At 37.9% G+C, this 21,477-nt stretch carries 17 protein-coding genes, 1 tRNA gene and 1 pseudogene; 14 read left to right on the top strand and 5 right to left on the bottom strand.

All coding sequences use genetic code 11. The features are described from left to right. The first annotated feature begins 12 nt into the window (after window positions 1-12). Window positions 13-1,425, top strand: coding sequence for a YcjX family GTP-binding protein (locus KP713_RS00860; protein WP_215769575.1), 1,413 nt, complete (start codon window positions 13-15; stop codon window positions 1,423-1,425). A 37-nt stretch (window positions 1,426-1,462) separates the two neighbouring features. Here KP713_RS00860 and ppc read toward each other — a convergent pair whose 3' ends face one another. Continuing rightward, window positions 1,463-4,102, bottom strand: a complete 2,640-nt coding sequence (gene ppc / locus KP713_RS00865; RefSeq protein ID WP_215769576.1) for a phosphoenolpyruvate carboxylase — start codon at window positions 4,100-4,102, stop codon at window positions 1,463-1,465. 186 nt (window positions 4,103-4,288) lie between these two features. After that, complete coding sequence (purR, locus tag KP713_RS00870; RefSeq protein ID WP_215769577.1) at window positions 4,289-5,296, bottom strand: HTH-type transcriptional repressor PurR; 1,008 nt, start codon at window positions 5,294-5,296, stop codon at window positions 4,289-4,291. A 353-nt stretch (window positions 5,297-5,649) separates the two neighbouring features. Here purR and dapD point away from each other — a divergent pair, with 353 nt between their 5' ends. Further along, window positions 5,650-6,477 carry a 2,3,4,5-tetrahydropyridine-2,6-dicarboxylate N-succinyltransferase gene (dapD, locus tag KP713_RS00875; RefSeq protein WP_215769578.1) on the top strand — a complete coding sequence of 276 codons (828 nt, stop codon included), beginning with the start codon at window positions 5,650-5,652 and terminating at the stop codon, window positions 6,475-6,477. A gap of 67 nt (window positions 6,478-6,544) precedes the next feature. Here dapD and tehB read toward each other — a convergent pair whose 3' ends face one another. Both tehB and metG read right to left on the bottom strand, forming a co-directional pair. Then, complete coding sequence (tehB, locus tag KP713_RS00880) at window positions 6,545-7,405, bottom strand: SAM-dependent methyltransferase TehB (protein ID WP_215769579.1); 861 nt, start codon at window positions 7,403-7,405, stop codon at window positions 6,545-6,547. A gap of 112 nt (window positions 7,406-7,517) precedes the next feature. Further along, window positions 7,518-9,566 (bottom strand): methionine--tRNA ligase, encoded by a 2,049-nt coding sequence (gene metG / locus KP713_RS00885; RefSeq protein WP_215769580.1) that lies wholly within the window; start codon window positions 9,564-9,566, stop codon window positions 7,518-7,520. Between the two features lie 150 nt (window positions 9,567-9,716). Between metG and apbC the strand changes: the two genes are divergently transcribed. The 4 genes and pseudogenes from apbC to bioD all read left to right on the top strand — a co-directional run bounded on the left by apbC (window position 9,717) and on the right by bioD (window position 13,063). Beyond that, a complete protein-coding gene (gene apbC, locus KP713_RS00890; protein ID WP_215769581.1) occupies window positions 9,717-10,829 on the top strand; it encodes an iron-sulfur cluster carrier protein ApbC in 1,113 nt (370 codons plus the stop codon). Window positions 10,830-10,932: 103 nt separating this feature from the next. Further along, window positions 10,933-11,961 carry an adenosine deaminase gene (add, locus tag KP713_RS00895; protein ID WP_215769582.1) on the top strand — a complete coding sequence of 343 codons (1,029 nt, stop codon included), beginning with the start codon at window positions 10,933-10,935 and terminating at the stop codon, window positions 11,959-11,961. Between the two features lie 3 nt (window positions 11,962-11,964). Continuing rightward, window positions 11,965-12,230 (top strand): annotated as a pseudogene (locus KP713_RS00900) (YcgL domain-containing protein). 101 nt (window positions 12,231-12,331) lie between these two features. Then, entirely contained in the window at window positions 12,332-13,063 is a 732-nt protein-coding gene (bioD, locus tag KP713_RS00905) for a dethiobiotin synthase (RefSeq protein ID WP_215769583.1), read from the top strand. 29 nt (window positions 13,064-13,092) lie between these two features. On the opposite strand, the gene KP713_RS00910 is transcribed toward bioD, so the two are convergent. After that, complete coding sequence (locus KP713_RS00910; protein WP_215769584.1) at window positions 13,093-13,656, bottom strand: YceB family lipoprotein; 564 nt, start codon at window positions 13,654-13,656, stop codon at window positions 13,093-13,095. A gap of 78 nt (window positions 13,657-13,734) precedes the next feature. Here KP713_RS00910 and KP713_RS00915 point away from each other — a divergent pair, with 78 nt between their 5' ends. The 8 genes from KP713_RS00915 to KP713_RS00945 all read left to right on the top strand — a co-directional run bounded on the left by KP713_RS00915 (window position 13,735) and on the right by KP713_RS00945 (window position 21,451). Next, entirely contained in the window at window positions 13,735-14,457 is a 723-nt protein-coding gene (locus tag KP713_RS00915; RefSeq protein ID WP_215769585.1) for a BUD32 family EKC/KEOPS complex subunit, read from the top strand. Then, complete coding sequence (locus tag KP713_RS09055) at window positions 14,457-14,591, top strand: hypothetical protein (RefSeq protein WP_258182774.1); 135 nt, start codon at window positions 14,457-14,459, stop codon at window positions 14,589-14,591. Before KP713_RS00915 ends, KP713_RS09055 begins: the two co-directional genes overlap by 1 nt. 103 nt (window positions 14,592-14,694) lie before the next feature. After that, window positions 14,695-14,771, top strand: a tRNA-Met gene (locus KP713_RS00920). 186 nt (window positions 14,772-14,957) lie between these two features. After that, on the top strand, window positions 14,958-15,413 hold the full coding sequence (gene rimP, locus KP713_RS00925) for a ribosome maturation factor RimP (protein WP_048953178.1): 456 nt from the start codon (window positions 14,958-14,960) through the stop codon (window positions 15,411-15,413). A 17-nt stretch (window positions 15,414-15,430) separates the two neighbouring features. Further along, a complete protein-coding gene (gene nusA, locus KP713_RS00930) occupies window positions 15,431-16,918 on the top strand; it encodes a transcription termination factor NusA (RefSeq protein ID WP_215769586.1) in 1,488 nt (495 codons plus the stop codon). A gap of 11 nt (window positions 16,919-16,929) precedes the next feature. Continuing rightward, window positions 16,930-19,464 carry a translation initiation factor IF-2 gene (gene infB, locus KP713_RS00935; RefSeq protein ID WP_215769587.1) on the top strand — a complete coding sequence of 845 codons (2,535 nt, stop codon included), beginning with the start codon at window positions 16,930-16,932 and terminating at the stop codon, window positions 19,462-19,464. A 143-nt stretch (window positions 19,465-19,607) separates the two neighbouring features. Continuing rightward, entirely contained in the window at window positions 19,608-20,627 is a 1,020-nt protein-coding gene (gene pyrD / locus KP713_RS00940; RefSeq protein ID WP_140449745.1) for a quinone-dependent dihydroorotate dehydrogenase, read from the top strand. Continuing rightward, window positions 20,627-21,451, top strand: coding sequence for a PHP domain-containing protein (locus KP713_RS00945; protein ID WP_215769588.1), 825 nt, complete (start codon window positions 20,627-20,629; stop codon window positions 21,449-21,451). Before pyrD ends, KP713_RS00945 begins: the two co-directional genes overlap by 1 nt. Window positions 21,452-21,477: the final 26 nt, after the last annotated feature.

The raw sequence follows: 21,477 nt of genomic DNA on the forward strand, positions 1-21,477 counted from the left end.
CTAGGATATTGAATGTTTAATAGGGTTCAAAACGAAATCAATCAAATTATTAATCGTGGTTTTGACCGCAATTTGCGCTTGGCGGTAACAGGGTTAAGTCGGAGTGGAAAAACGGCGTTTATTACAAGTTTAATTAATCAACTTCTCTCCATTAATCAAAATTCATCACAGCATTTGCCCTTGTTTGAAGCGTCTAGAAATGGTGCAATCTTGGCGGTGAAACGAGTGTCCCAACAAGATCTCAGCGTGCCACGTTTTGATTATGAAAGTAATTTAAATGATTTGTCACAAAATCCACCTCAGTGGTTTCAATCTACTCGTGGCGTGAGTGAAACACGTTTAGCAATTCGTTTTCAACGTCAATCTGGCTTGCTACGTCATTTGAAAGAACGCGGTACGCTTTATCTGGATATTTTTGATTATCCGGGGGAGTGGCTGCTCGATTTGCCGTTGTTAAATCTAGATTTTCAACAATGGTCACAAGAGCAAATCAAGGTCACCACTGGCGTTCGTGAAGAATTGGCGCAGAATTGGCTTTCCATGTTACAGGATTTGGATTTAAGTGCAGTCGCAAATGAAGATATTTTAGCCAAGATAGCGAAAAGTTATACGGATTATTTACACCAATGTAAGTCACAAGGCATGCAATTTATTCAGCCTGGGCGATTTGTTTTGCCCAGTGATTTAGAGGGGGCGCCCGCATTACAATTTTTTCCCTTAACTCATCTTTCAGAAGAACATTGGCAAACCTTGAAAAAAACAGCTAAATCGAATAGCTATTTTGCCGTGCTGACAACACGTTATAATTATTATCGCAATAAAATTGTGAAAGGTTTTTACGAAAATTATTTTTCTACCTTTGATCGCCAAGTTATTTTGGCAGATTGTTTAACGCCTTTAAATCACAGTCAGCAAGCCTTTTTAGATATGCAAATGGGTTTAAACCAGTTATTTAATAATTTCCATTATGGCAGTAGAAATTTTATTCATCGTTTGTTTTCCCCGAGAATTGATCGATTAATGTTTGTTGCGACGAAGGCGGATCATATTACTCGGGATCAAATTCCTAATTTAGTGAGTTTAATGCGCCAAATTGTGCAAGAGGGTGGTCGTCATGTGGAATTTGAAGGAATCGATACGGAATACACTGCCATTGCTGCTGTTCGTACCACAAAGCAAGTGATTGTGAATCAGCAAGGAAAAGAAATAAAAGCGATTCAAGGGATTCGTTCTATTGATAAACAACCTATTACGCTTTATCCAGGCACTGTACCGAGCAAATTACCAAGATCAGAATTCTGGCAAAAACAACCGCACTTTGATTTTGATAGTTTTGAACCTCAGCCTTTAGAACAAGGGGAGAGCATTCCTCATTTGAGAATGGATGCGGTTTTACAATTTTTATTAAGTGATCGATTTGAATAAAAAAGTGCGGAAAATTTTCCGCACTTTTTTCATCTTTCTAGCCCGTATTGCGCATCCCAGCCGCGATACCTGTGATGGTAATCATCAATGCTTGTTCCACATCGGGATTGACTTGTTCTGGATTTTCACGGAAACGGTGAAGCAATTCTACTTGCAGAAGATTGAGCGGATCCGTGTAGATATTACGCAATGCGATTGAATCTGCAATCCAAGGTAAATCAGACATCAATTCACTTTGGTGAGAAAGTGAAAGCACAGTTTGAATATCATCTTCAAGTTGCTTACGTAAATTTTCGCCTAAATACCAAAGTTCTTTTTTCACTAATCGTTGATCATATTGTTGGGAAAGCCAGGTATCTGATTTACTAAAGACCATTTCCAACATACCGATCCGCGTTGAAAAGAACGGCCAGTTTTCGCACATTTCATGAATGATATCGCCTTTGCCTTGTTCAATAATCTGGCGGATAGAGGCACCCGCGCCTAGCCAAGCTGGCAGCATTAAGCGATTTTGCATCCACGCAAAAATCCAAGGGATGGCGCGTAAACTTTCCACGCCGCCATTTGGATTGCGTTTGGCAGGGCGAGAGCCAAGCGGGAGTTTGGATAGTTCCTGTTCTGGCGTTGCACTGCGGAAATAAGGAACGAAATCTTTATCGCCACGAACTACACCGCGATAAATATCGCAAGAAATAGTGGAAAGCTCGTCCATTATAGTGCGCCATTCTGGTTTCGGTTCTGGTGGTGGTAAAAGATTGGCTTCTAAAATGGCGCTGGCGTAGAGATCAAAGGTTTCTACCGCTACAGCTGGTAAACCCAGTTTGAAGCGGATCATTTCACCTTGTTCTGTTACACGTAAACCATTTTTTAGTGAACGAGGTGGTTGAGAAAGTAATGCCGCATGTGCTGGCGCACCGCCACGACCAATCGTACCACCACGTCCGTGGAATAAAGTGAGTTCAATGCCAAGTTTTTCCGTTAAATTCACTAAGGCTTCTTGTGCACGGTATTGCGCCCAAGAGGCTGCCATCATTCCCGCATCTTTTGCCGAATCTGAATAGCCAATCATCACCATTTGACGATTATTGATCACGCCACGATACCAACCTACATTGAAAAGTTGAGTCATCACTTTTTCGGCTGCATCTAAATCGTCTAAGGTTTCGAATAATGGCACAACAGGAATGTGATATGGTACGCCTGCTTCTTTTAAGAGTAAATGAACGGCTAAAACATCAGATGCACTGCGTGCCATCGAAATAACATAACACGCAATGACACCTTGTTTTTGTTGAGCAATGACTTTGCAAGTGTCTAAAATTTCTTTGGTTTCAGGCGATGGCGTCCAGTTTTGCGGAATTAATGGACGGCGAGAGCTTAATTCACGAATTAAGAAAGCCTGTTTATCGTCTTCCGTCCATTGAGAGTAATCGCCTAAACCAATATAGCGCGTAATTTCAGCAATCGCATCGGTGTGACGTGTGCTTTCTTGGCGAATATCCATTTGAGAAAGTGTCACGCCAAAACAACTAATACGGTGCAAAATATTCAACAATGAACCATTTGCAATAATGCGCATACCGCATTGAATTAAAGATTGATAACAATCGTAAAGCGGTTCCCAAAGTTGATTATCTTCTAAAATAATCTCGCTTTCGGATACGCGCGGTGTGCGATCTGATAGGTGATCATCAAAATAAGCTAATGTTGCTGTAAGCTGATTGCGTAAATTTTTCACCACAAAGCGATAGGGTTCTAAATGCTTGCCGTATTTAGCACGAAATTCATCGCTACATTTCACCATTGAAAGTTCATCGGCTAATTTGCTGATGTCTTGTAAGAATAAATCAGCGGCTTTCCAACGGGCAAAATAAAGTACTTTTTTGGTGATTTGTGCGGTGACAAATGGATTTCCATCACGGTCGCCACCCATCCAAGAGGAAATGCGTACGGGTTTTAATCCTACTGGCAAATCGTAACCTAAAAATTCACGGGCAGTTTCGTTGAGTTGGCGTAAAAATTCTGGCACAGCTTGCCACAAACTATTTTCCAACATCGCAAAGCCCCATTTAGCCTCATCAAATGGCGTTGGGCGAACAGTACGAATTTCGTTGGTATGCCATGCTTCAGCGATTAAGCGAAGTAATAGGCGCTCAATAATATTGCGTTCTTTTTCAGTTAAATCATGATGTTCTAGCTTGCTTAAACATTTATTGATTTCAATGTGTTTATGAATGAGTGAACGACGTGTTGTTTCTGTTGGATGTGCGGTCAGAACAAGCTCAATTAATAATTTTTCGACGGTTTTATGCACCTCTTCCACTGAAGCATTTTGTTCTTTTAAACGTTTGAAAAGTTCGCTTAAGGATTGAGAAGAACTTTGTGCAAGAGAATGTTCACGCGAAATTGTTTGATATTGTTCAGCTATGTTAGTGAGGTTTAAAAATTGGCTGAAAGCACGCGCGACGGGAATAATATTGTCATTAGAAATACTACCGAGCGTGTCGAGCAATTCTTGTCTTGCTTTATCATCACCAGCACGAGAATTACGAGAAAGTTTACGAATATTTTCGATTAATTCGAGAATATCGGCACCTTGGGCATCGTTGATGGTTTCTCCGAGAAAACGCCCTAACATACTAATGTTATTACGCAGAGTACGGTACTCTTGTGTCATAGGAACTCCTAAAAGTAAAAAATAAAATTCGTAAGTTGGTGATAGATATAGCTAAAAACGGCAGATAGGGCAAATGCTATTCAAGGAAACCTTGAAGATAATCAAGAAAAGCTAAAAAATAGATAAAAAAGAACCGCACTTTTTATGGATTGTTTAAAAAGTGCGGTTTATTTTTAATAAGTTTTATTAAATTGATTTAACGGATTTTCGAATAATAAGTTCGGGGCCAATGTCAATACGGCTATATTGCTGAACGCCTTGATCTTTTTGACTGATTCGTTCTAATAAAATATTCACCGCCTGTCTGCCTAATCGCAGCTTCGATTGGTGAATGGTGGTTAATGGTGGCGCATAGAAACGTGAAGCATGGATATCATCATAGCCGATAATGGACATATCATCGGGCACGCGTAACCCTTTTTCTGTTAGTGCAGAAATTGCACCAAGCGCCATGACATCGTTACAACAGAATAGGGCAGTTGGTAATTCCTCTTGAGCCAGTAAACGATTCATACATTCATAACCGTCTTCAGGCTCAAATGCACCTTCCAGTACCCAAGATGGATTGATTGTTAATTTAGCTTCTTCCATTGCTTTTACAAAGCCTTCATAACGAGTTCTTGCAGTAGTTTTATTGAGTTCACCGCAGATAATACCGATTTTTTTATGACCGCACTCAATGAGGTGTTTGGTTGCTAAATAACCGCCATCAAAACTATGATCATAAATAATATCTGTATTGGCATTTGGGCCCCAATCCATCACAACCATTGGAATACTGGAAAATGACGAAAGTAAATCCAATGAGTCTTGCGTATATTCAGAACACATCACCAGCAAACCATCTACCCGTTTTTTTGTTAGCATTTCTAGATGGTTTTTTACTTTTTCAGAATCATTTTGTGTATTACATAAGAAAAGGGAATAACCTTGACGATAACAATGTTCTTCGACAGAATGAATGATCTCAGCAAAGTAGGGGGCTTCACTAGTGGTGACAATCATGCCGATCGATTTAGTTGTATTCACTTTTAAACTTCTTGCAACAGCGCTTGGTGAATAATTCAGTTGTTTAATTGCAAGTAATACAGATTCTTCTGTTTCTTTTGCAACAAAACGCGTTTTATTTATTACGTGTGATACTGTCGTGGTAGATACGCCAGCCATTTTTGCGACATCTTTAATTGTTGCCATACATTGACCCCTAGAAAATTTTTCCTATTATAAAGGTTTATAGAATATTTCGTTACTTTTATTATAATTTTTTTGTAAAAGAGATGATTTTTTCTAATAAATATTGTTAGAATGTACGCAAATTTTTTATTTAGGAGAAAAAGATGAGTGATTTTGGTTACGCCATGATAATGGTTGTTTTTAGTATGACAGTTGTTGTAGGGCTAGCACTATCAATTTTTTAATTGTGTTTATTTTATGAATTACCGCGCTTTGTTAGAAAACAAAGGGCGGTATTTTTTTAGGTTTTTGCTTGAGACGCAAAAGTATGGTAAAAATAACAACGTTTTATTCATTAACTAATAGGAATTATCATGTCAAACTTACTTCAAATTATTGAAGCTGCATTTGAGAAACGTGCAGAAATTACACCAAAAACCGTTGATGCAGAAACGCGCGCGGCAATTGAGGAAGTGATCGAAGGATTAGATTCGGGTAAATACCGTGTTGCAGAAAAAATTGATGGCGAATGGGTAACACATCAATGGTTAAAAAAAGCGGTTTTACTTTCATTCCGTATTAATGACAACCAAATCATTGACGGAGCAGAAACAAAATATTACGACAAAGTAGCATTAAAATTTGCGGATTACACCGAAGAACGTTTTGCTGAAGAAGGTTTCCGTGTTGTGCCTTCTGCAACGGTGCGTAAAGGTGCATACATTTCTAAAAACTGCGTATTAATGCCATCCTATGTAAATATTGGTGCTTACGTTGGCGAAGGCACCATGGTAGATACTTGGGCAACGGTTGGTTCATGTGCACAAATCGGTAAAAACGTTCACTTATCTGGTGGAGTAGGCATCGGCGGCGTATTAGAGCCATTACAAGCTAACCCAACCATTATCGGTGATAACTGCTTTATCGGCGCACGTTCAGAAGTGGTGGAAGGGGTTATCGTAGAAGATGGCTGTGTTATTTCAATGGGCGTATTTATCGGTCAATCAACCAAAATTTATGATCGTGAAACCGGTGAAATTCACTACGGCCGTGTACCAGCGGGTTCTGTGGTGGTATCTGGTAGCCTTCCATCAAAATGTGGAAAATATAGCTTATACTGCGCAGTGATCGTGAAAAAAGTAGATGCAAAAACTTTAGGTAAAGTTGGCATCAATGAATTATTACGTTCTATTGAAGAATAATAGAACGTAAATAAAATAATGACCGCTCTTTTTTCATAAAGGCGGTCATTTTTTTATAAATGAGTGATTATTTCTTTCTCGCTAACATCGTAGCAAATTTCATTTTAATGCGATTGCCGTTTTCATCGGTTTTGTGTAATTCGCCCATATTTTCGTTATATTCTAAGAATTCCCAATCTTTGTAATATTCTTTCAATTCGTTTTCAGCGAAGGTGAAGGAGAATGGAAGCGGGCAAGGCACATCATCAGTGGACATAGCGGCAACGATTAAGTTATATCCGCCAACATTGGTATGTTCTTGCATATTTTTAATGATTGACGGCACACGTTCACGATTTAAGAACATAAACACCACTGTTGAAACAATGAAATCGTAGTTTTCTTGAATATTGGCAGCGTTAATATCATAAAGTGCGGTAGAAATATTAAGGTTTTCTTTCTCTTTGGTTTCATTTAAAAAGGCAATGCTATTTTCATTGTGATCCCAAGAGGTCACATCATAGCCTAATAAACTTAAATAAAGTGAATTACGCCCTTGGCCGCAACCTAAATCTAATACTTTACAAGGCGAGATAATTTTTGCGGCATCCACCACATCGCCGTGAGTGGCTGTCATGTTGTATTTTTTACTGAAGTAATCTTCTTTTTTGCAATAGAAACCTAGGGTACATTCTAAATCATCAGAAAGTGCTTCAACACGATGCCACGCTTGAGGTTCAACAAAAGGAATGTTGCTTTCTGGGGTAAAAATATGCTCGGCAATCACATCGCCATTTTCGGTTAGCTCATAAAATTTGAGTTTGCCTTTTAATACGGTTAATTTCCCCCAAGTGCCGACTTTTGTGTTGTGCTTTTCTTGGAACATTTGTGGCAATTTGTCTTTTGTCCACACTGGCATTTGTTTATAGCAAATTAATTCGTTTTTCATAATATTCTCCAAACAGGTAAATAGTTGAGTGTTATAGTAGGTTATAAGTCACCTATTTTCAACAAGAAAATAAAAGGGCAACGTAATGTTGCCCTCATTTAGATTGAATTGATTATTTTACTTGCATACCCGCAGTGACACCGTTATCAGCAGATAACAAGAATAAATCACTACCGCCTGTTCCTGCGGATAGAATCATTCCCTCAGACACGCCGAATTTCATTTTACGTGGTGCAAGGTTTGCTACCATAATCACAAAACGACCTTCTAATTCTTCAGGCTTATTATAAGCCTCTTTAATGCCAGAGAAGACTTGACGAGTATGATCGCCAAGATCCAATTCAAAACGTAAAAGTTTATTAGATTCTGGCACAGATTCGCATTTCAATACTTTTGCTACACGCATATCAAGTTTAGCGAAATCATCAATGGTGATGGTTTCCGCAATAGGTTCAACGGCAGAAAGTGCGGTTGGTTTTGCTTCTGTTTTTTCTGCGGCTTTATTGGCTGCTGCAAATAAGGCTTTGGTTTCTTCCACAACGGCATCAATTTGTTTTTTCTCTAAACGAGAGAATAAGGCTTTAAACGGTGCAAGAGTATGGCCAAGTAATGGTTGATGAATATTATCCCAACGTAATTCAGCTTGTAAGAAGGCTTCTGCACGTTCTGCCAGTTTTGGAAGAACAGGTTTTAAGTAAGATATCAACACGCGGAAAAGCTCAATTCCCATTGAACATACGGCTTGTAATTCTGCCTCTTTGCCTTCTTCTTTTGCAATCACCCAAGGGGCTTTTTCATCAATGTATTTATTGGCTTTATCCGTTAATGCCATAATTTCACGAATGGCTTTATTGTATTCACGGCTTTCGTAATAATTGGCGATTTGCTCGGCTTGGGCGGTAAATTCTGCAAATAATGTTTCATCTTCCAGTTTATTTGCAAGTTTGCCTTCAAAGCGTTTCGCAATAAAGCCAGCATTGCGTGAAGCTAAATTCACTAATTTGTTTACAATATCCGTATTTACACGTTGTACGAAATCTTCAAGGTTAAAGTCTAAATCTTCAATGCGATCATTTAATTTTGCCGCATAGTAATAACGCAAACATTCAGGATCGATATGATTCAAATAAGTGCTTGCTTGAATAAAAGTCCCGCGAGATTTTGACATCTTCGCCCCATCCACCGTGACATAGCCATGAGTGAACACATTAGTTGGTTTACGATAGCCACTGCCTTCAAGCATTGCAGGCCAGAATAGACTGTGGAAATAAACGATGTCTTTACCGATGAAATGATAAAGTTCCGCATCACTGCCTTCAGCCCAAAATTCATTGAAATCAATGCCTTCACGATTACATAGATTTTTGAATGAAGCCATATAGCCGATTGGCGCATCTAACCAAACATAGAAGAATTTATCTTTTGCACCCGGAATTTCAAAACCGAAATAAGGCGCATCGCGTGAAATATCCCATTGTTGTAAACCGCTCTCAAACCATTCTTGCATTTTGTTCGCAATTTCAGATTGAAGTGAGCCAGAACGTGTCCATTCTTTTAACATGCCTTCAAATGCAGGTAGGTCAAAGAAAAAGTGTTCAGATTCTTTTACGATAGGTGTTGCGCCAGAAACAGCTGAACGAGGATTAATTAAATCCATTGGGCTGTAAGTAGAAGCACACACTTCACAGTTATCGCCATATTGATCTTCGGCTTTACATTTCGGGCAAGTGCCTTTCACAAAACGATCAGGCAAGAACATATTTTTTTCAGGGTCGAATAACTGAGAAATAACTTTACTCTTAATAAAGCCATTGGCTTTGAGTTTATTGTAAATTTCTGCAGTGAGTTGTTTGTTTTCTTCGCTGTGAGTGGAATGGTAGTTATCAAAACTAATATTGAAACCTACAAAATCACGCACGTGATCGGCTTTTGCTTTGGCAATTAATTCTTCAGGTGTAATGCCAAGTTTATCAGCATTCAACATAATCGGTGTGCCGTGCGCATCATCCGCACAGACAAAATGGATTTTATTGCCACGCATACGTTGAAAACGCACCCAAATATCCGCTTGGATATGTTCTAACATATGGCCTAAATGAATTGCCCCATTGGCATAAGGCAAGGCGCAAGTGACTAAAATTTTACGGGGTTGAGTTGTCATTTATTATTCTCTTTTTTAACATATAAAAATTGTGGACATCTTACCTGATACAGGGCTTTTTTTCTAGTTTGAAAAACTTTAACTTAACATACCGCACTTTCCGTGATTAAATATGTCCGACAAATTTACTCTACTAAACAGGAAGTTATTATGGCAACCTACTTTTCTGATAATTTGACTGCCGAGCAGCAAAATCAAGTTCAGCAGATTATCCAACAATTTCAGCATCCAACCCTGCAAAAGGATCTGATTACGCTTAATACTTTGAAAAAAGTGGAAAAGGGCGGCGATACTTTACGCATTGAATTGAAATTACCTTTTGCATGGAATTCTGGTGCAGAACAGTTAAAACAAGCGGTTTCAGATGCGTTGTTGAAAGCAACAGATTGCAAAGCAATTAAATGGGCGGTGACTTATCAAATCGCCACACTTAAACGTGCAAATAATCAACCAGCCGTAAAAGGTGTGAAAAATATTATTGCGGTGAGTTCTGGCAAAGGCGGCGTAGGGAAATCATCGGTTTCTGTTAATCTAGCTTTAGCATTACAAGCACAAGGCGCACGTGTTGGGATTTTAGATGCGGATATTTATGGCCCTTCTATTCCACATATGTTAGGCGCAGCGGATCAACGTCCGACTTCACCAGATAATCAACACATCACTCCAATTAAAGCACATGGTTTATCTGCAAATTCCATTGGCTTTTTAATGAATGAAGATAGCGCAACAATTTGGCGTGGTCCAATGGCGAGTAGTGCATTAAGCCAATTATTAAATGAAACCCTATGGGATAGTTTAGATTATCTTGTTATCGATATGCCTCCGGGCACTGGTGATATTCAACTTACCTTATCACAACAAATCCCTGTGACTGGTGCCGTAGTTGTGACAACTCCACAAGATATTGCTTTGCTTGATGCGGTGAAAGGTATTTCAATGTTTGAGCGAGTATCTGTGCCAGTGTTAGGCATTGTAGAAAATATGTCAATGCACATTTGTAGCGAGTGCGGTCATCACGAAGCGATTTTTGGCACAGGCGGTGCAGAGAAAATGGCTGAAAAATACAATGTAAAAGTATTAGCTCAACTTCCTTTACACATTCGTATCCGTGAAGATTTAGATGCGGGCAACCCAACTGTTGTGCGAGTGCCTGAAAATGAAATTTCACAAGCGTTTCTACAACTCGCAGAAAAAGTCTCCACAGAACTTTACTGGCAAGGTTCCGTCATCCCAAGTGAGATTTTATTTAGAGAAGTAAAATAAAAAATTTGACTAGGGCTGCAATTGCAGCCCATTTTTTTCCTGGGTTGATCTTCTTACTGTTTCTCAATAAAATCTAGCGCAATTTCTTATTTGGTGGATCATTATGATGAAAAATATATCAAAATATGCTTTGATAGACCTCCATCTTCATTTGGATGGTTCGCTTTCTCCTGAATGGATTTTTGAGTGGGCGGAAAAACAAAACACCAACTTACCTGTAAATGACATTGAATCACTTCTTAGATTAATTTCAGCGCCCAAAGATTGTAGTGATTTAAATCAATATTTAAATTGTTTTGCAATTCCCGTTTCTTTATTACAAACACAAGATTCCATTTCTTCTGCGGTTTTTGACTTGGTAAAACGTTTAGATAAACAAGGTGTAGTTTATGCTGAAATTCGTTTTGCACCACAGCTTCATATAAAAAAGGGATTAAATCAATCAGAAGTGGTGGAAGCAGCATTAGTTGGCTTAAAACAAGGACTAAAAGATACCGCACTTTTTAAAGTAAATTTAATTTTATGTTGTTTAAGAGGAATTGGCTCTTTAGAAAATAACTTAGAAACTATTAATATAGCCAAAAAATATCTGACTATAAAAGATGCCGGGGTCGTTGCGGTGGATTTAGCTGGACCAGAGGCCGGTTATCCAACCCAAAATTTTTCCCAAGAATTTCAGCTTGCTAATCAACTTGGTATTCCTTTTACGATTCATGCAGGTGAAGCAGCCGGAGCCGAAAATGTGCAACAGGCTATCAATCTTGGTGCTAGTCGTATTGGGCATGGTATTCGAGCGCTAGAATCTGAGCAAGTTATGTCTGATTTAGCTATAAAAAATATTGCTGTAGAGATGTGTCCTTGTAGTAATTTACAGACAAAAGCAATTGATAATTTAAAAAATTATCCACTTAGAACTTTTTTACAAAAGGGGATTATGGCGACGCTAAATACAGATAATATGACCGTATCACAAACTGAAATTAAACAGGAATTTGAATTATTAGAGTCTGATTATCAATTAACTGAATTTGAAGCAAAAAAATTGCTGAATAATGCTATTAATGCATCATTTCTTAGTATAGAAGATAAAATTGCATTAAAAACATATATTAAAATGAAAGGAATAGATTAATTTATGTTGTGTGCAATTTATAAGAGTAAAAAGAAACCAGGAAGTTATTTATATTTAGCAAAGCGCGATGATTTTTCTTCTTTGCCTGAAGCACTGTTAGAGCAATTTGGTAAACCTGAAATCGTGATGATGTTTAATTTATTAGGCTCAAAAAGATTGCATTCTGTAGATAATCAAGAGATTTTGGAAAAATTAAACAACAGGGATTTTATTTACAAATACCTAAACAGGATGATGGTTTATTTAATAGTTTGAGTGAGATCAAATAATCTGTTTATTTTTAAAGCTAAAAAGCAAAAGTTTGCGTTACCTCAATTTCTTTCTTCAAAAATTCTTTTAAAATCGCCCGCACTTTTTTAAGGAGAACGAAATGAGTAGCTTTTTTGTTGCGGGGACTGATACAAATGTGGGAAAAACCACTGCTTGTCGAGCAATTATACAAGCCTTACAAAATAAGGGTGTACAAATAGTAGGATATAAACCTATTGCCTGCTGTGGTGAGGATGGGGTTTATCCTACAGTTCAAGTTGAGAAAAATGATTCAGATTATGACAGTTTCAGCAATTCTGATGTTTTAACCTTGATGGCTTCAACAAATCAGAATGTAAAGTATCAAGATATTAATAGCTATACATTTACTCACCGTTTTCCGATGCTTACAGAAGATAGAACGAGAATTAAGTTAGAGAAGATCAATCAGGATCTTATGCGTTTAACTTCCCAGTATCAGTCTGTTGCAGTAGAGGGATCCTTTGGATTAATGACTCCGATGTCAGAGGGAAAAAGTTTTGCAGATTGGATTGTTTCCCATAAAATGCCTTTAGTTCTTGTAGTGGGAATTAAAGACGGTTGTGTTAATCATGCTTTATTAACAGTTCAAGCAATTCAGCAACTAGGTGTACCTTTATTAGGATGGGTTGCCAATCGTGTTAATCCTTTATTAGGTCATTATGCTGAAATAATTAGTCTTTTAGAGAAGCATATTGAGGCACCTCTATTAGGACAAATACCCTATTTACATAAACCAGAAGAACAGGAATTAGGGCATTATTTAACAAATATTGAACGTTTAATGTATATGAAAACAGAATTAGTTAAATAAAATTCTTAATAAAGAGTACTACTTGTTATTTAAAAAATTCCTGTATCCAATGTAAGTTTACCTTGTTCAATTAAAATCTTTTTTGCAAATTTTTTTATAAGCACATCACGCATATTGTTTTTATCTAATGTATAAACAGGAATATGTTCTAGTAATTTAGCGACATTTGCATTTAAAAAAGGCATGATTGTTTGCATTTGTTGCATATATTGCTGTGGTTCTCCTGACCAACGTAAAATACGCATTTTCTTTAAATAAACCGCACCTTCTTCGGGGTTATAATAAGGAACTGTATCGAAGGTCAGATTTAATTTTCCTGGCAAATTTTTATTGCCAAATTGAAATAAACCTTCTAAAGTACCGCTCATTTCTACGCGTTTATCATTAGCTTGCCCAATTTTAGTACTCAAATTTTTTACTTGATAATCAAGAAAAAATAATCCTGGTAAGCCAAATTTATCCGCAATAGCTCCTTTTTCTTGTAGATATTGATTGATTTGAGATTCAGTTATTGAAAAAGGTGAGGCCGATATATTAGGGGATACCGCTAAAATAAACGTTAGCGTAAGAAATAATAATTTAATTTTTTTCATATCTAATTGTAGTTAAGTTAAAAGCAAAATAAAAATGGTGGACAAATATACCATAAATAGCAATGGAGTGGTGTAGTAATGAGCCCTGAGTTTAGGGAATATGTTAATCAATTGGTTATAGAGCATTGTGATGAACGAATTTATCCTTTTCAATATGAAGGCAAAAAATTCTGGTTAAAGCAACCTGAAAAGTTGAAGGGGATTTGGCTATTATTGAAACCATATCCTAAGCAATCCTTTAAAAATGAATTACAAACTTTGTTGAATCTTAATGAAAAAAAAGCACCAGTTCCAAAAGTCTCTTATCATGGTGAGGATTTTTTTGTATTGGAAGATGCGGGAATCACTTTATCACAATGGTTATGTAATAAGAGGACAAATAATCAGCAAAAATTTTCTATAATTTATGATACGTGCCTTGCTTTGATTAATTTACATGCTAAAAATCTGGTACATGGCCGTCCTGCTATTCGAGATATTACTTGGGATAAGGGAAAAGTTACTTTTCTTGATTTTGAATCTCGTTCAAGTAGTCAAAATCAAAATTGGTTAATCGTTCGAGATATGCTATTTTTCTTTGATAGTTTATGTCGAGAAGAAGATATTTCAGACGATTTTATTCAAAAAGTGGCATTGTATTATCAAGATCATTGTAGAGTAGAAAATTGGCAGAATATGATCGTATTTTTGCAGCGTTTTCGCTGGGTTTATTATCTTTTATTGCCTTTTAAACCTCTTGCAAAGAAAGATCTAATTGCAGTTTATCGCTTATTTGAAATTTTATTAATAAAGGAAAAATGATGAAGAAAACACTTTTTATTATTGTATTATCAAGCATATTAGCGGCTTGTTCTGTAGGTGGTGGCGTCAGTGCTGGCGGCGGAAGCAACGGTGTTGGATTAGGACTAGGGATTGGCTCTGGTATTCGATTTTAGTGATGATGGAAAGTGCGGTAAGTTTTGACAAAGTTTTTAAGGAACTTAGTAAAACTTCTTGCATTTTAAATTTTTATCACTATAATGCATCCCATATTTCGGACGCGGGGTGGAGCAGCTTGGTAGCTCGTCGGGCTCATAACCCGAAGGCCGTCGGTTCAAATCCGGCCCCCGCAACCAATAATAAGTTCAGTAAAAGAACCCCAGTTTTGGGGTTTTTTTCTATAAGAAATTTAATAAAAACTGGGCTTAGGTTCCTGTGAACCTAACCCTTTTTTTATGCCTAAAATTTTTTGTAGAAGTTTTTAGATTAATCAAAAGCAGTTATTTTGACTAAAAGCTGACACTACAGTATAGGAGTAGAAATTGGCTACATTAGAACAAAATTTACAAGAAATGCTACAAGGCGCAGTAGAGGATTTAGGCTGTGAACTTTGGGGCATTGAATGTCAACGTACAGGCCGTTTTATGACTGTGCGTTTATTTATTGATAAAGAAGGTGGCGTAACTGTCGATGATTGTGCTGATGTAAGTCGTCAAGTGAGCGCAATTTTAGACGTGGAAGATCCAATTGCAGATAAATACAATCTAGAGGTGTCGTCACCAGGTTTAGATCGTCCGTTATTTACCTTGCCACAATTTGAACGCTATATTGGGCAAGATATCGCGGTGCATTTGCGAATTCCAGTGATGGAACGTCGTAAATGGCAAGGTAAGTTAGAGCGTATTGAAAACGATATGGTTACTTTAATCGTTGATGGACAGGAACAAGTTTTAGTCTTTGGTAACATTCAAAAAGCGAATGTTGTTGCAAAATTTTAAAAGGAGTAAAAGAAAAAATGAGTAAAGAGATTTTACTAGCGGCAGAAGCCGTATCCAATGAAAAGTTATTACCACGTGAGAAAATTTTTGAAGCGTTAGAAAGTGCTATTGCGCTCTCAACCAAGAAAAAATATGAATACGAAATTGATATTCGAGTATCAATAAACCCAAAAACAGGTGATTTTGATACTTTCCGCCGTTGGTTAATTGTTGATGAAGTCAAAGTACCAACTAAAGAAATCACTTTGGAAGCGGCACAATTTGAAGATCCAAATCTTCAAATTGGCGATTATGTAGAAGATCAAATCGAATCTATCGAATTTGATCGTATTGCAATGCAAACAGCACGTCAGGTCATTAGCACTAAAATTCGTGAAGCAGAGCGTGAGAAAGTGGTTGAACAATTCCGTTCAGAAGAAGGTAAAATTGTAACGGGTACGGTGAAAAAAGTTACTCGTGATAATATTATCCTAGATTTAGGAAATAAAGCAGAAGCCATTATTGCCCGTGAAGATATGCTTCCTCGTGAAAATTTCCGTCCGGGTGACCGCGTACGTGGTGTGCTTTATAAAGTGAACCCTGAAGGCAAAAATGCACAATTATTTGTGACGCGTTCTAAACCAGAAATGTTGATCGAATTATTCCGTATTGAAGTGCCTGAAATTGGCGAGGAAATGATTGAAATTCGTGGTGCAGCTCGTGATCCTGGTTCTCGAGCTAAAATTGCAGTGAAATCAAACGATAAACGTATTGACCCAGTTGGTGCTTGTGTGGGTATGCGCGGTGCGCGAGTTCAAGCCATTACCAATGAACTTGGTGGTGAGCGCGTAGATATCGTGCTTTGGGATGATAATCCAGCACAATTTGTGATCAATGCAATGGCACCAGCTGATGTGTCTTCTATCATTGTTGATGAAGATAATCATTCTATGGATATTGCAGTTGAAGCAGCTAACCTGGCACAAGCAATTGGTCGTAATGGTCAAAACGTGCGTTTAGCAACACAGTTAACCGGTTGGACACTAAACGTAATGACAACTGATGAGTTAAATGCAAAACATCAAGCAGAAGATAACAAAGTTTTAAACTTATTTATGAACGCATTGGAACTTGATGAAGAATTTGCTCAAATCCTTGTAGAAGAAGGCTTCACAAGTTTAGAAGAAATTGCTTATGTGCCAATGAATGAATTGACAGCAATTGATGGTTTAGAAGATGAGGATCTTGTAGAAGAACTTCAAACTCGTGCTAAAAATGCGATTACAGCCGCAGCGGTTGCTGAAGAAGAAGCATTGAAAAAAGCGAATATTGAAGATCGCTTATTGAATTTAGATGGGATTAATCGCCATGTGGCATTCAAATTAGCTGAAAAACAAATTACTACTCTCGAAGAACTCGCTGAACAGGGTGTAGATGATTTAGCAGATATTGAAGAATTAACAGCAGAACAGGCAGCAGATTTAATTATGGCTGCACGTAATATCTGTTGGTTTGGCGAAGAATAAGGAGAGTAGTAATGACTGAAGATGTTAAGGCTGATGCGCCAAAAAAATTAAGTATTCAACGCAGAACAAAAACAACAGTGAGCAGCACAACAACTGGCGGTAAAAGCAAAGAAGTACAGGTAGAAGTACGTAAAAAACGCACAGTAAAAACTGATATTGCTCAACAAGAAGAAGCAAAATTAAAAGCACAGCAAGAAGCGGAAGCGAAAAAAATTGCTGAACAAAAAGCAGCAGAAGAAAAAGCTCGTTTAGAAGCTGAAAAAGCGGCAGCTAAGAAAGAAGCTGATGAAAAAGCAAAAGCCGAAAAAGCGAAAGCAGAAGCTGCTAAGTCAGCAAAAAGTGCGGTAGATTCTAAAACAAAATCTGTTGATCCTGAAAAAGAGAAACGTAAAGCAGAAGAAGCTGAACTTCGTCGTAAAGCTGAAGAATTAGCTCGTCAAAAAGCTGAAGAACAAGCTCGTCGTGCAGCAGAAGAAGCGAAACGTTATGCTGAAGCAGATGATTCAGATAATGAATCTTCTTCAGAAGACTATTCTGATTACAACTTAAGTTCAAGATATGCACTTGAAGCAGAAGATGAAGAAGATCGTCGTAACGAAAATCGTGGTCGTGGCAAAAATAAAGTAGCGAAAGCGAAAAAAGGCGGTCGCGACGATGAAAATAGCAAAAACTCGAAAAACGAGCGCGAATCTAATCGTAAAAATCAAAAAGACGCTAAGTTTGGTAAAGGTAAAAACGGCAAAAAAGGTGCCGCACTTCAACAAGCCTTTACTAAACCAGTTCAAGCTGTAAAAGCGGATGTTGTCATTGGTGAAACCATTACTGTTGCTGAATTAGCGAATAAGATGGCTGTAAAAGCGACTGAAATCATCAAAACGATGATGAAGATGGGCGAAATGGTTACTATTAACCAAGTTATCGACCAAGAAACCGCTCAATTGGTTGCGGAAGAGCTTGGTCATAAAGTAATTCTTCGCAATGAAAATGAGCTTGAAGAAGCGGTATTAGGCGATCGCGATATAAACGCAGAAAAAGTAACGCGTGCACCGGTTGTAACTATCATGGGTCACGTTGACCACGGTAAAACCTCTTTACTTGACTATATTCGTAAAGCGAAAGTTGCAGCAGGTGAAGCGGGTGGAATTACCCAACATATCGGTGCGTATCACGTAGAAATGGATGATGGCAAAATGATCACCTTCTTGGATACTCCAGGACACGCAGCGTTTACTTCTATGCGTGCACGTGGTGCGAAAGCAACAGATATCGTTGTTCTTGTTGTTGCAGCCGATGATGGTGTGATGCCTCAAACTATCGAAGCGATTCAACACGCAAAAGCAGCGGGTGCACCTTTAGTGGTTGCAGTAAATAAAATTGATAAACCAGAAGCCAATCCAGACCGTGTTGAGCAAGAATTATTACAACATGATGTAATTTCTGAAAAATTCGGTGGTGATGTGCAATTCGTTCCAGTATCTGCGAAGAAAGGTACAGGAGTTGATGAGTTATTAGATGCAATCCTACTTCAATCTGAAGTACTTGAATTGACCGCTGTAAAAGACGGCATGGCAAGTGGTGTAGTCATTGAATCTTACTTGGATAAAGGTCGTGGCCCTGTGGCAACTATCTTGGTTCAATCAGGTACATTACATAAAGGTGACATCGTACTTTGTGGTTTTGAATACGGCCGTGTGCGCGCAATGCGTGATGAAAACGGAAAAGAAGTTGATGAAGCAGGTCCTTCAATTCCAGTTGAATTATTAGGTCTTTCAGGTGTGCCAGCAGCGGGTGATGAAGCAACCGTTGTACGTGATGAGAAAAAAGCACGTGAAGTGGCGTTATATCGTCAAGGTAAATTCCGTGAAGTGAAATTAGCTCGTCAGCAAAAAGCGAAACTTGAAAATATGTTTAGCAATATGTCTGAAGGCGATGTGGCTGAATTGAACGTCATTGTGAAAGCGGACGTACAAGGCTCTGTAGAGGCGATTGTTCAAGCGTTAAATGAACTTTCTACCAATGAAGTAAAAGTTAAAGTGGTTGGCTCTGGTGTAGGTGGTATTACTGAAACTGATGCAACTTTAGCGGCAGCATCTAATGCCATTATTGTTGGCTTTAACGTTCGTGCTGATGCATCTGCGCGTCGTGTCATTGAAGCTGAAAACATTGATTTACGCTACTACTCAATCATCTATGAATTGTTGAATGAAATTAAAGCAGCAATGAGTGGTATGTTAGAGCCTGAATTTAAACAAGAAATTATTGGTTTAGCTGAAGTTCGTGATGTATTCCGTCATCCGAAATTTGGTGCAATCGCAGGTTGTATGGTGACCGAAGGTATAGTGAAACGTAACAACCCAATCCGTGTATTACGTGACAACGTCGTTATCTTTGAAGGGGAATTAGAGTCTCTTCGCCGTTTCAAAGACGACGTATCTGAAGTTCGTAACGGTATGGAATGTGGTATCGGCGTGAAAAACTACAACGATGTAAAAGTCGGCGACCAAATCGAGGTGTTTGAAGTAGTTGAAGTTAAACGTTCAATCTAATACTAGATAATTTATGTAGGGCATAGTGATATGCCCTTTTTATTTGCAGTTTATTATCCTTAACCTTAAAATATACTTGATTAAGCTTTATTAAAAATTCTCCTTTCTTTATTACAGTAAACTATCCTGAGAGATAAACGCGTATGTATAAATTATTTCGATATGCCATTTTCCAAATGGATGCTGAAAAAGCTCATGATTTTACTCTTCAGTGCTTAAAAATAACTGCTCATCCATTATTTTATCCACTTTTTAAATCACTTATTGATACGCCGAAAGGTTTATCTAAAACAGTAATGGGAATAAATTTTTCTAATCTTATTGGTTTGGCGGCAGGAGCGGATAAAAATGGTGAGGCAATTGATGGTTTCGGCATGCTGGGGCTGGGGTTTATTGAAGTTGGTACGGTAACACCATTTGCTCAGGATGGTAACGCAAAGCCTCGTCAATTTCGTTTAATAGAAGCTGAGGGTATCATTAACCATAATGGGTTTAATAATAAAGGTATTGATTATCTGATTGAAAATGTAAAAAACACCCATTATAAGGGAGTGATAGGCATTAATATTGGCAAAAATAAATGGACCCCATTGGAAAGAGGAAAGGATGATTATATTCTCTGTTTAAATAAGGCTTATAATTATGCAGGTTATATTACAGTGAATATTTCATCACCTAATACGCCAGATTTGCGTCAATTACAATATGGTGATTATTTTGATGATTTATTAAAAGAGATTAAATCCCGCCAATCAGTCTTAGCTAAACAATATAATAAGTACGTACCTGTTGTAGTGAAAATTGCACCTGATTTGAATGATGCCGAACTTGTCCAAATTGCAGATGGGTTAATCCGTCATAAAATCGATGGGGTGATTGCCACAAATACGACCATTTCTCGTGACAATGTCACCGGATTAAAATATTCAGAACAAGAAGGTGGATTAAGCGGAAAACCCTTACAATATAAAAGTACAGCTATTATCAAACGATTACATGAAGAATTACAAGGGCGTATCCCAATTATTGGTTGTGGTGGTATTGATAGCGTATCAGATGCACAAGCTAAAATGAACGTTGGGGCAACATTACTGCAGATTTATTCGGGGCTAATTTATCATGGCCCTAAATTGGTTGCGGAATTAATAAGAAACATAAAATAATGACAAAAATATTTGATTTACATTGCCATAGTACGGCATCTGATGGTGTACTTTCACCTCGTGAAGTAGTTCTACGTGCTCATGAACAGGGCGTAAATGTACTAGCATTATGCGATCATGATACAGTTGATGGCATTGATGAGGCACAATTAGCGGCAAAAGAAATAGGGATCAAGCTAATTACAGGTGTTGAGATTTCAACCAACTGGGAGGGGCGCGGAATTCATATCGTTGGGTTAAATTTTAATAAAATGCATCCAAAAATTACCGCACTTTTGGAAAGTCAAAAAATACTACGTGCTAAAAGGGCAATTGAAATTGGTAAAAAATTAGAAAAGGTAGGTATACCGAATGCTTATAATGGTGCAAAATTATTCGCCAATGGAGAGGTTACACGCGCACATTATGCACGCTATTTAGTGCATATTGGTAAAGTATCAAATGATGGACAAGCCTTTAAGCGTTATTTAGGACAGGGACAATCTGCTTTTGTTAAATCACAATGGACTGATATTCCCACTGCAATTGAAGCTATTCATGCGGCAGGCGGAATCGCCGTTATTGCCCATCCATTACGCTATAATATGACAGGGAAATGGGTACGTAAGTTAATGGCCGATTTTAAAACCTGGGGTGGTGATGGTATGGAGATGGCAGATTGCGGTACAACAAAGGATCAACGTCAAATACTTACACGATTAGCTGGTAAATTTAAATTCGTTGGTTCAGTAGGGTCTGATTTTCATTTTCCTTGCGGATGGATTGAATTAGGAAAAAATTTAACCTTAATGGATGAAGTCACCCCAGTTTGGACGTTATTTTAGTACGTAGGACAAGTAATATTTGCCTA

Source organism: Haemophilus sp. SZY H36 (assembly GCF_018829625.1).
GTDB lineage: Bacteria > Pseudomonadota > Gammaproteobacteria > Enterobacterales > Pasteurellaceae > Haemophilus > Haemophilus haemolyticus_K.

Bases quoted from the DNA above. Each gene is read 5' to 3' on its own strand.
- KP713_RS00910 (WP_215769584.1), bottom strand. From the start codon at position 13,656: ATGAAAAAAATTAAATTATTATTTCTTACGCTAACGTTTATTTTAGCG.
- pyrD (WP_140449745.1), top strand. From the start codon at position 19,608: ATGTATAAATTATTTCGATATGCCATTTTCCAAATGGATGCTGAAAAA.
- add (WP_215769582.1), top strand. From the start codon at position 10,933: ATGATGAAAAATATATCAAAATATGCTTTGATAGACCTCCATCTTCAT.
- nusA (WP_215769586.1), top strand. From the start codon at position 15,431: ATGAGTAAAGAGATTTTACTAGCGGCAGAAGCCGTATCCAATGAAAAG.
- KP713_RS00945 (WP_215769588.1), top strand. From the start codon at position 20,627: ATGACAAAAATATTTGATTTACATTGCCATAGTACGGCATCTGATGGT.
- metG (WP_215769580.1), bottom strand. From the start codon at position 9,566: ATGACAACTCAACCCCGTAAAATTTTAGTCACTTGCGCCTTGCCTTAT.
- KP713_RS00860 (WP_215769575.1), top strand. From the start codon at position 13: ATGTTTAATAGGGTTCAAAACGAAATCAATCAAATTATTAATCGTGGT.
- KP713_RS09055 (WP_258182774.1), top strand. From the start codon at position 14,457: ATGAAGAAAACACTTTTTATTATTGTATTATCAAGCATATTAGCGGCT.
- bioD (WP_215769583.1), top strand. From the start codon at position 12,332: ATGAGTAGCTTTTTTGTTGCGGGGACTGATACAAATGTGGGAAAAACC.
- apbC (WP_215769581.1), top strand. From the start codon at position 9,717: ATGGCAACCTACTTTTCTGATAATTTGACTGCCGAGCAGCAAAATCAA.
- purR (WP_215769577.1), bottom strand. From the start codon at position 5,296: ATGGCAACAATTAAAGATGTCGCAAAAATGGCTGGCGTATCTACCACG.
- tehB (WP_215769579.1), bottom strand. From the start codon at position 7,405: ATGAAAAACGAATTAATTTGCTATAAACAAATGCCAGTGTGGACAAAA.
- KP713_RS00915 (WP_215769585.1), top strand. From the start codon at position 13,735: ATGAGCCCTGAGTTTAGGGAATATGTTAATCAATTGGTTATAGAGCAT.
- infB (WP_215769587.1), top strand. From the start codon at position 16,930: ATGACTGAAGATGTTAAGGCTGATGCGCCAAAAAAATTAAGTATTCAA.
- ppc (WP_215769576.1), bottom strand. From the start codon at position 4,102: ATGACACAAGAGTACCGTACTCTGCGTAATAACATTAGTATGTTAGGG.
- dapD (WP_215769578.1), top strand. From the start codon at position 5,650: ATGTCAAACTTACTTCAAATTATTGAAGCTGCATTTGAGAAACGTGCA.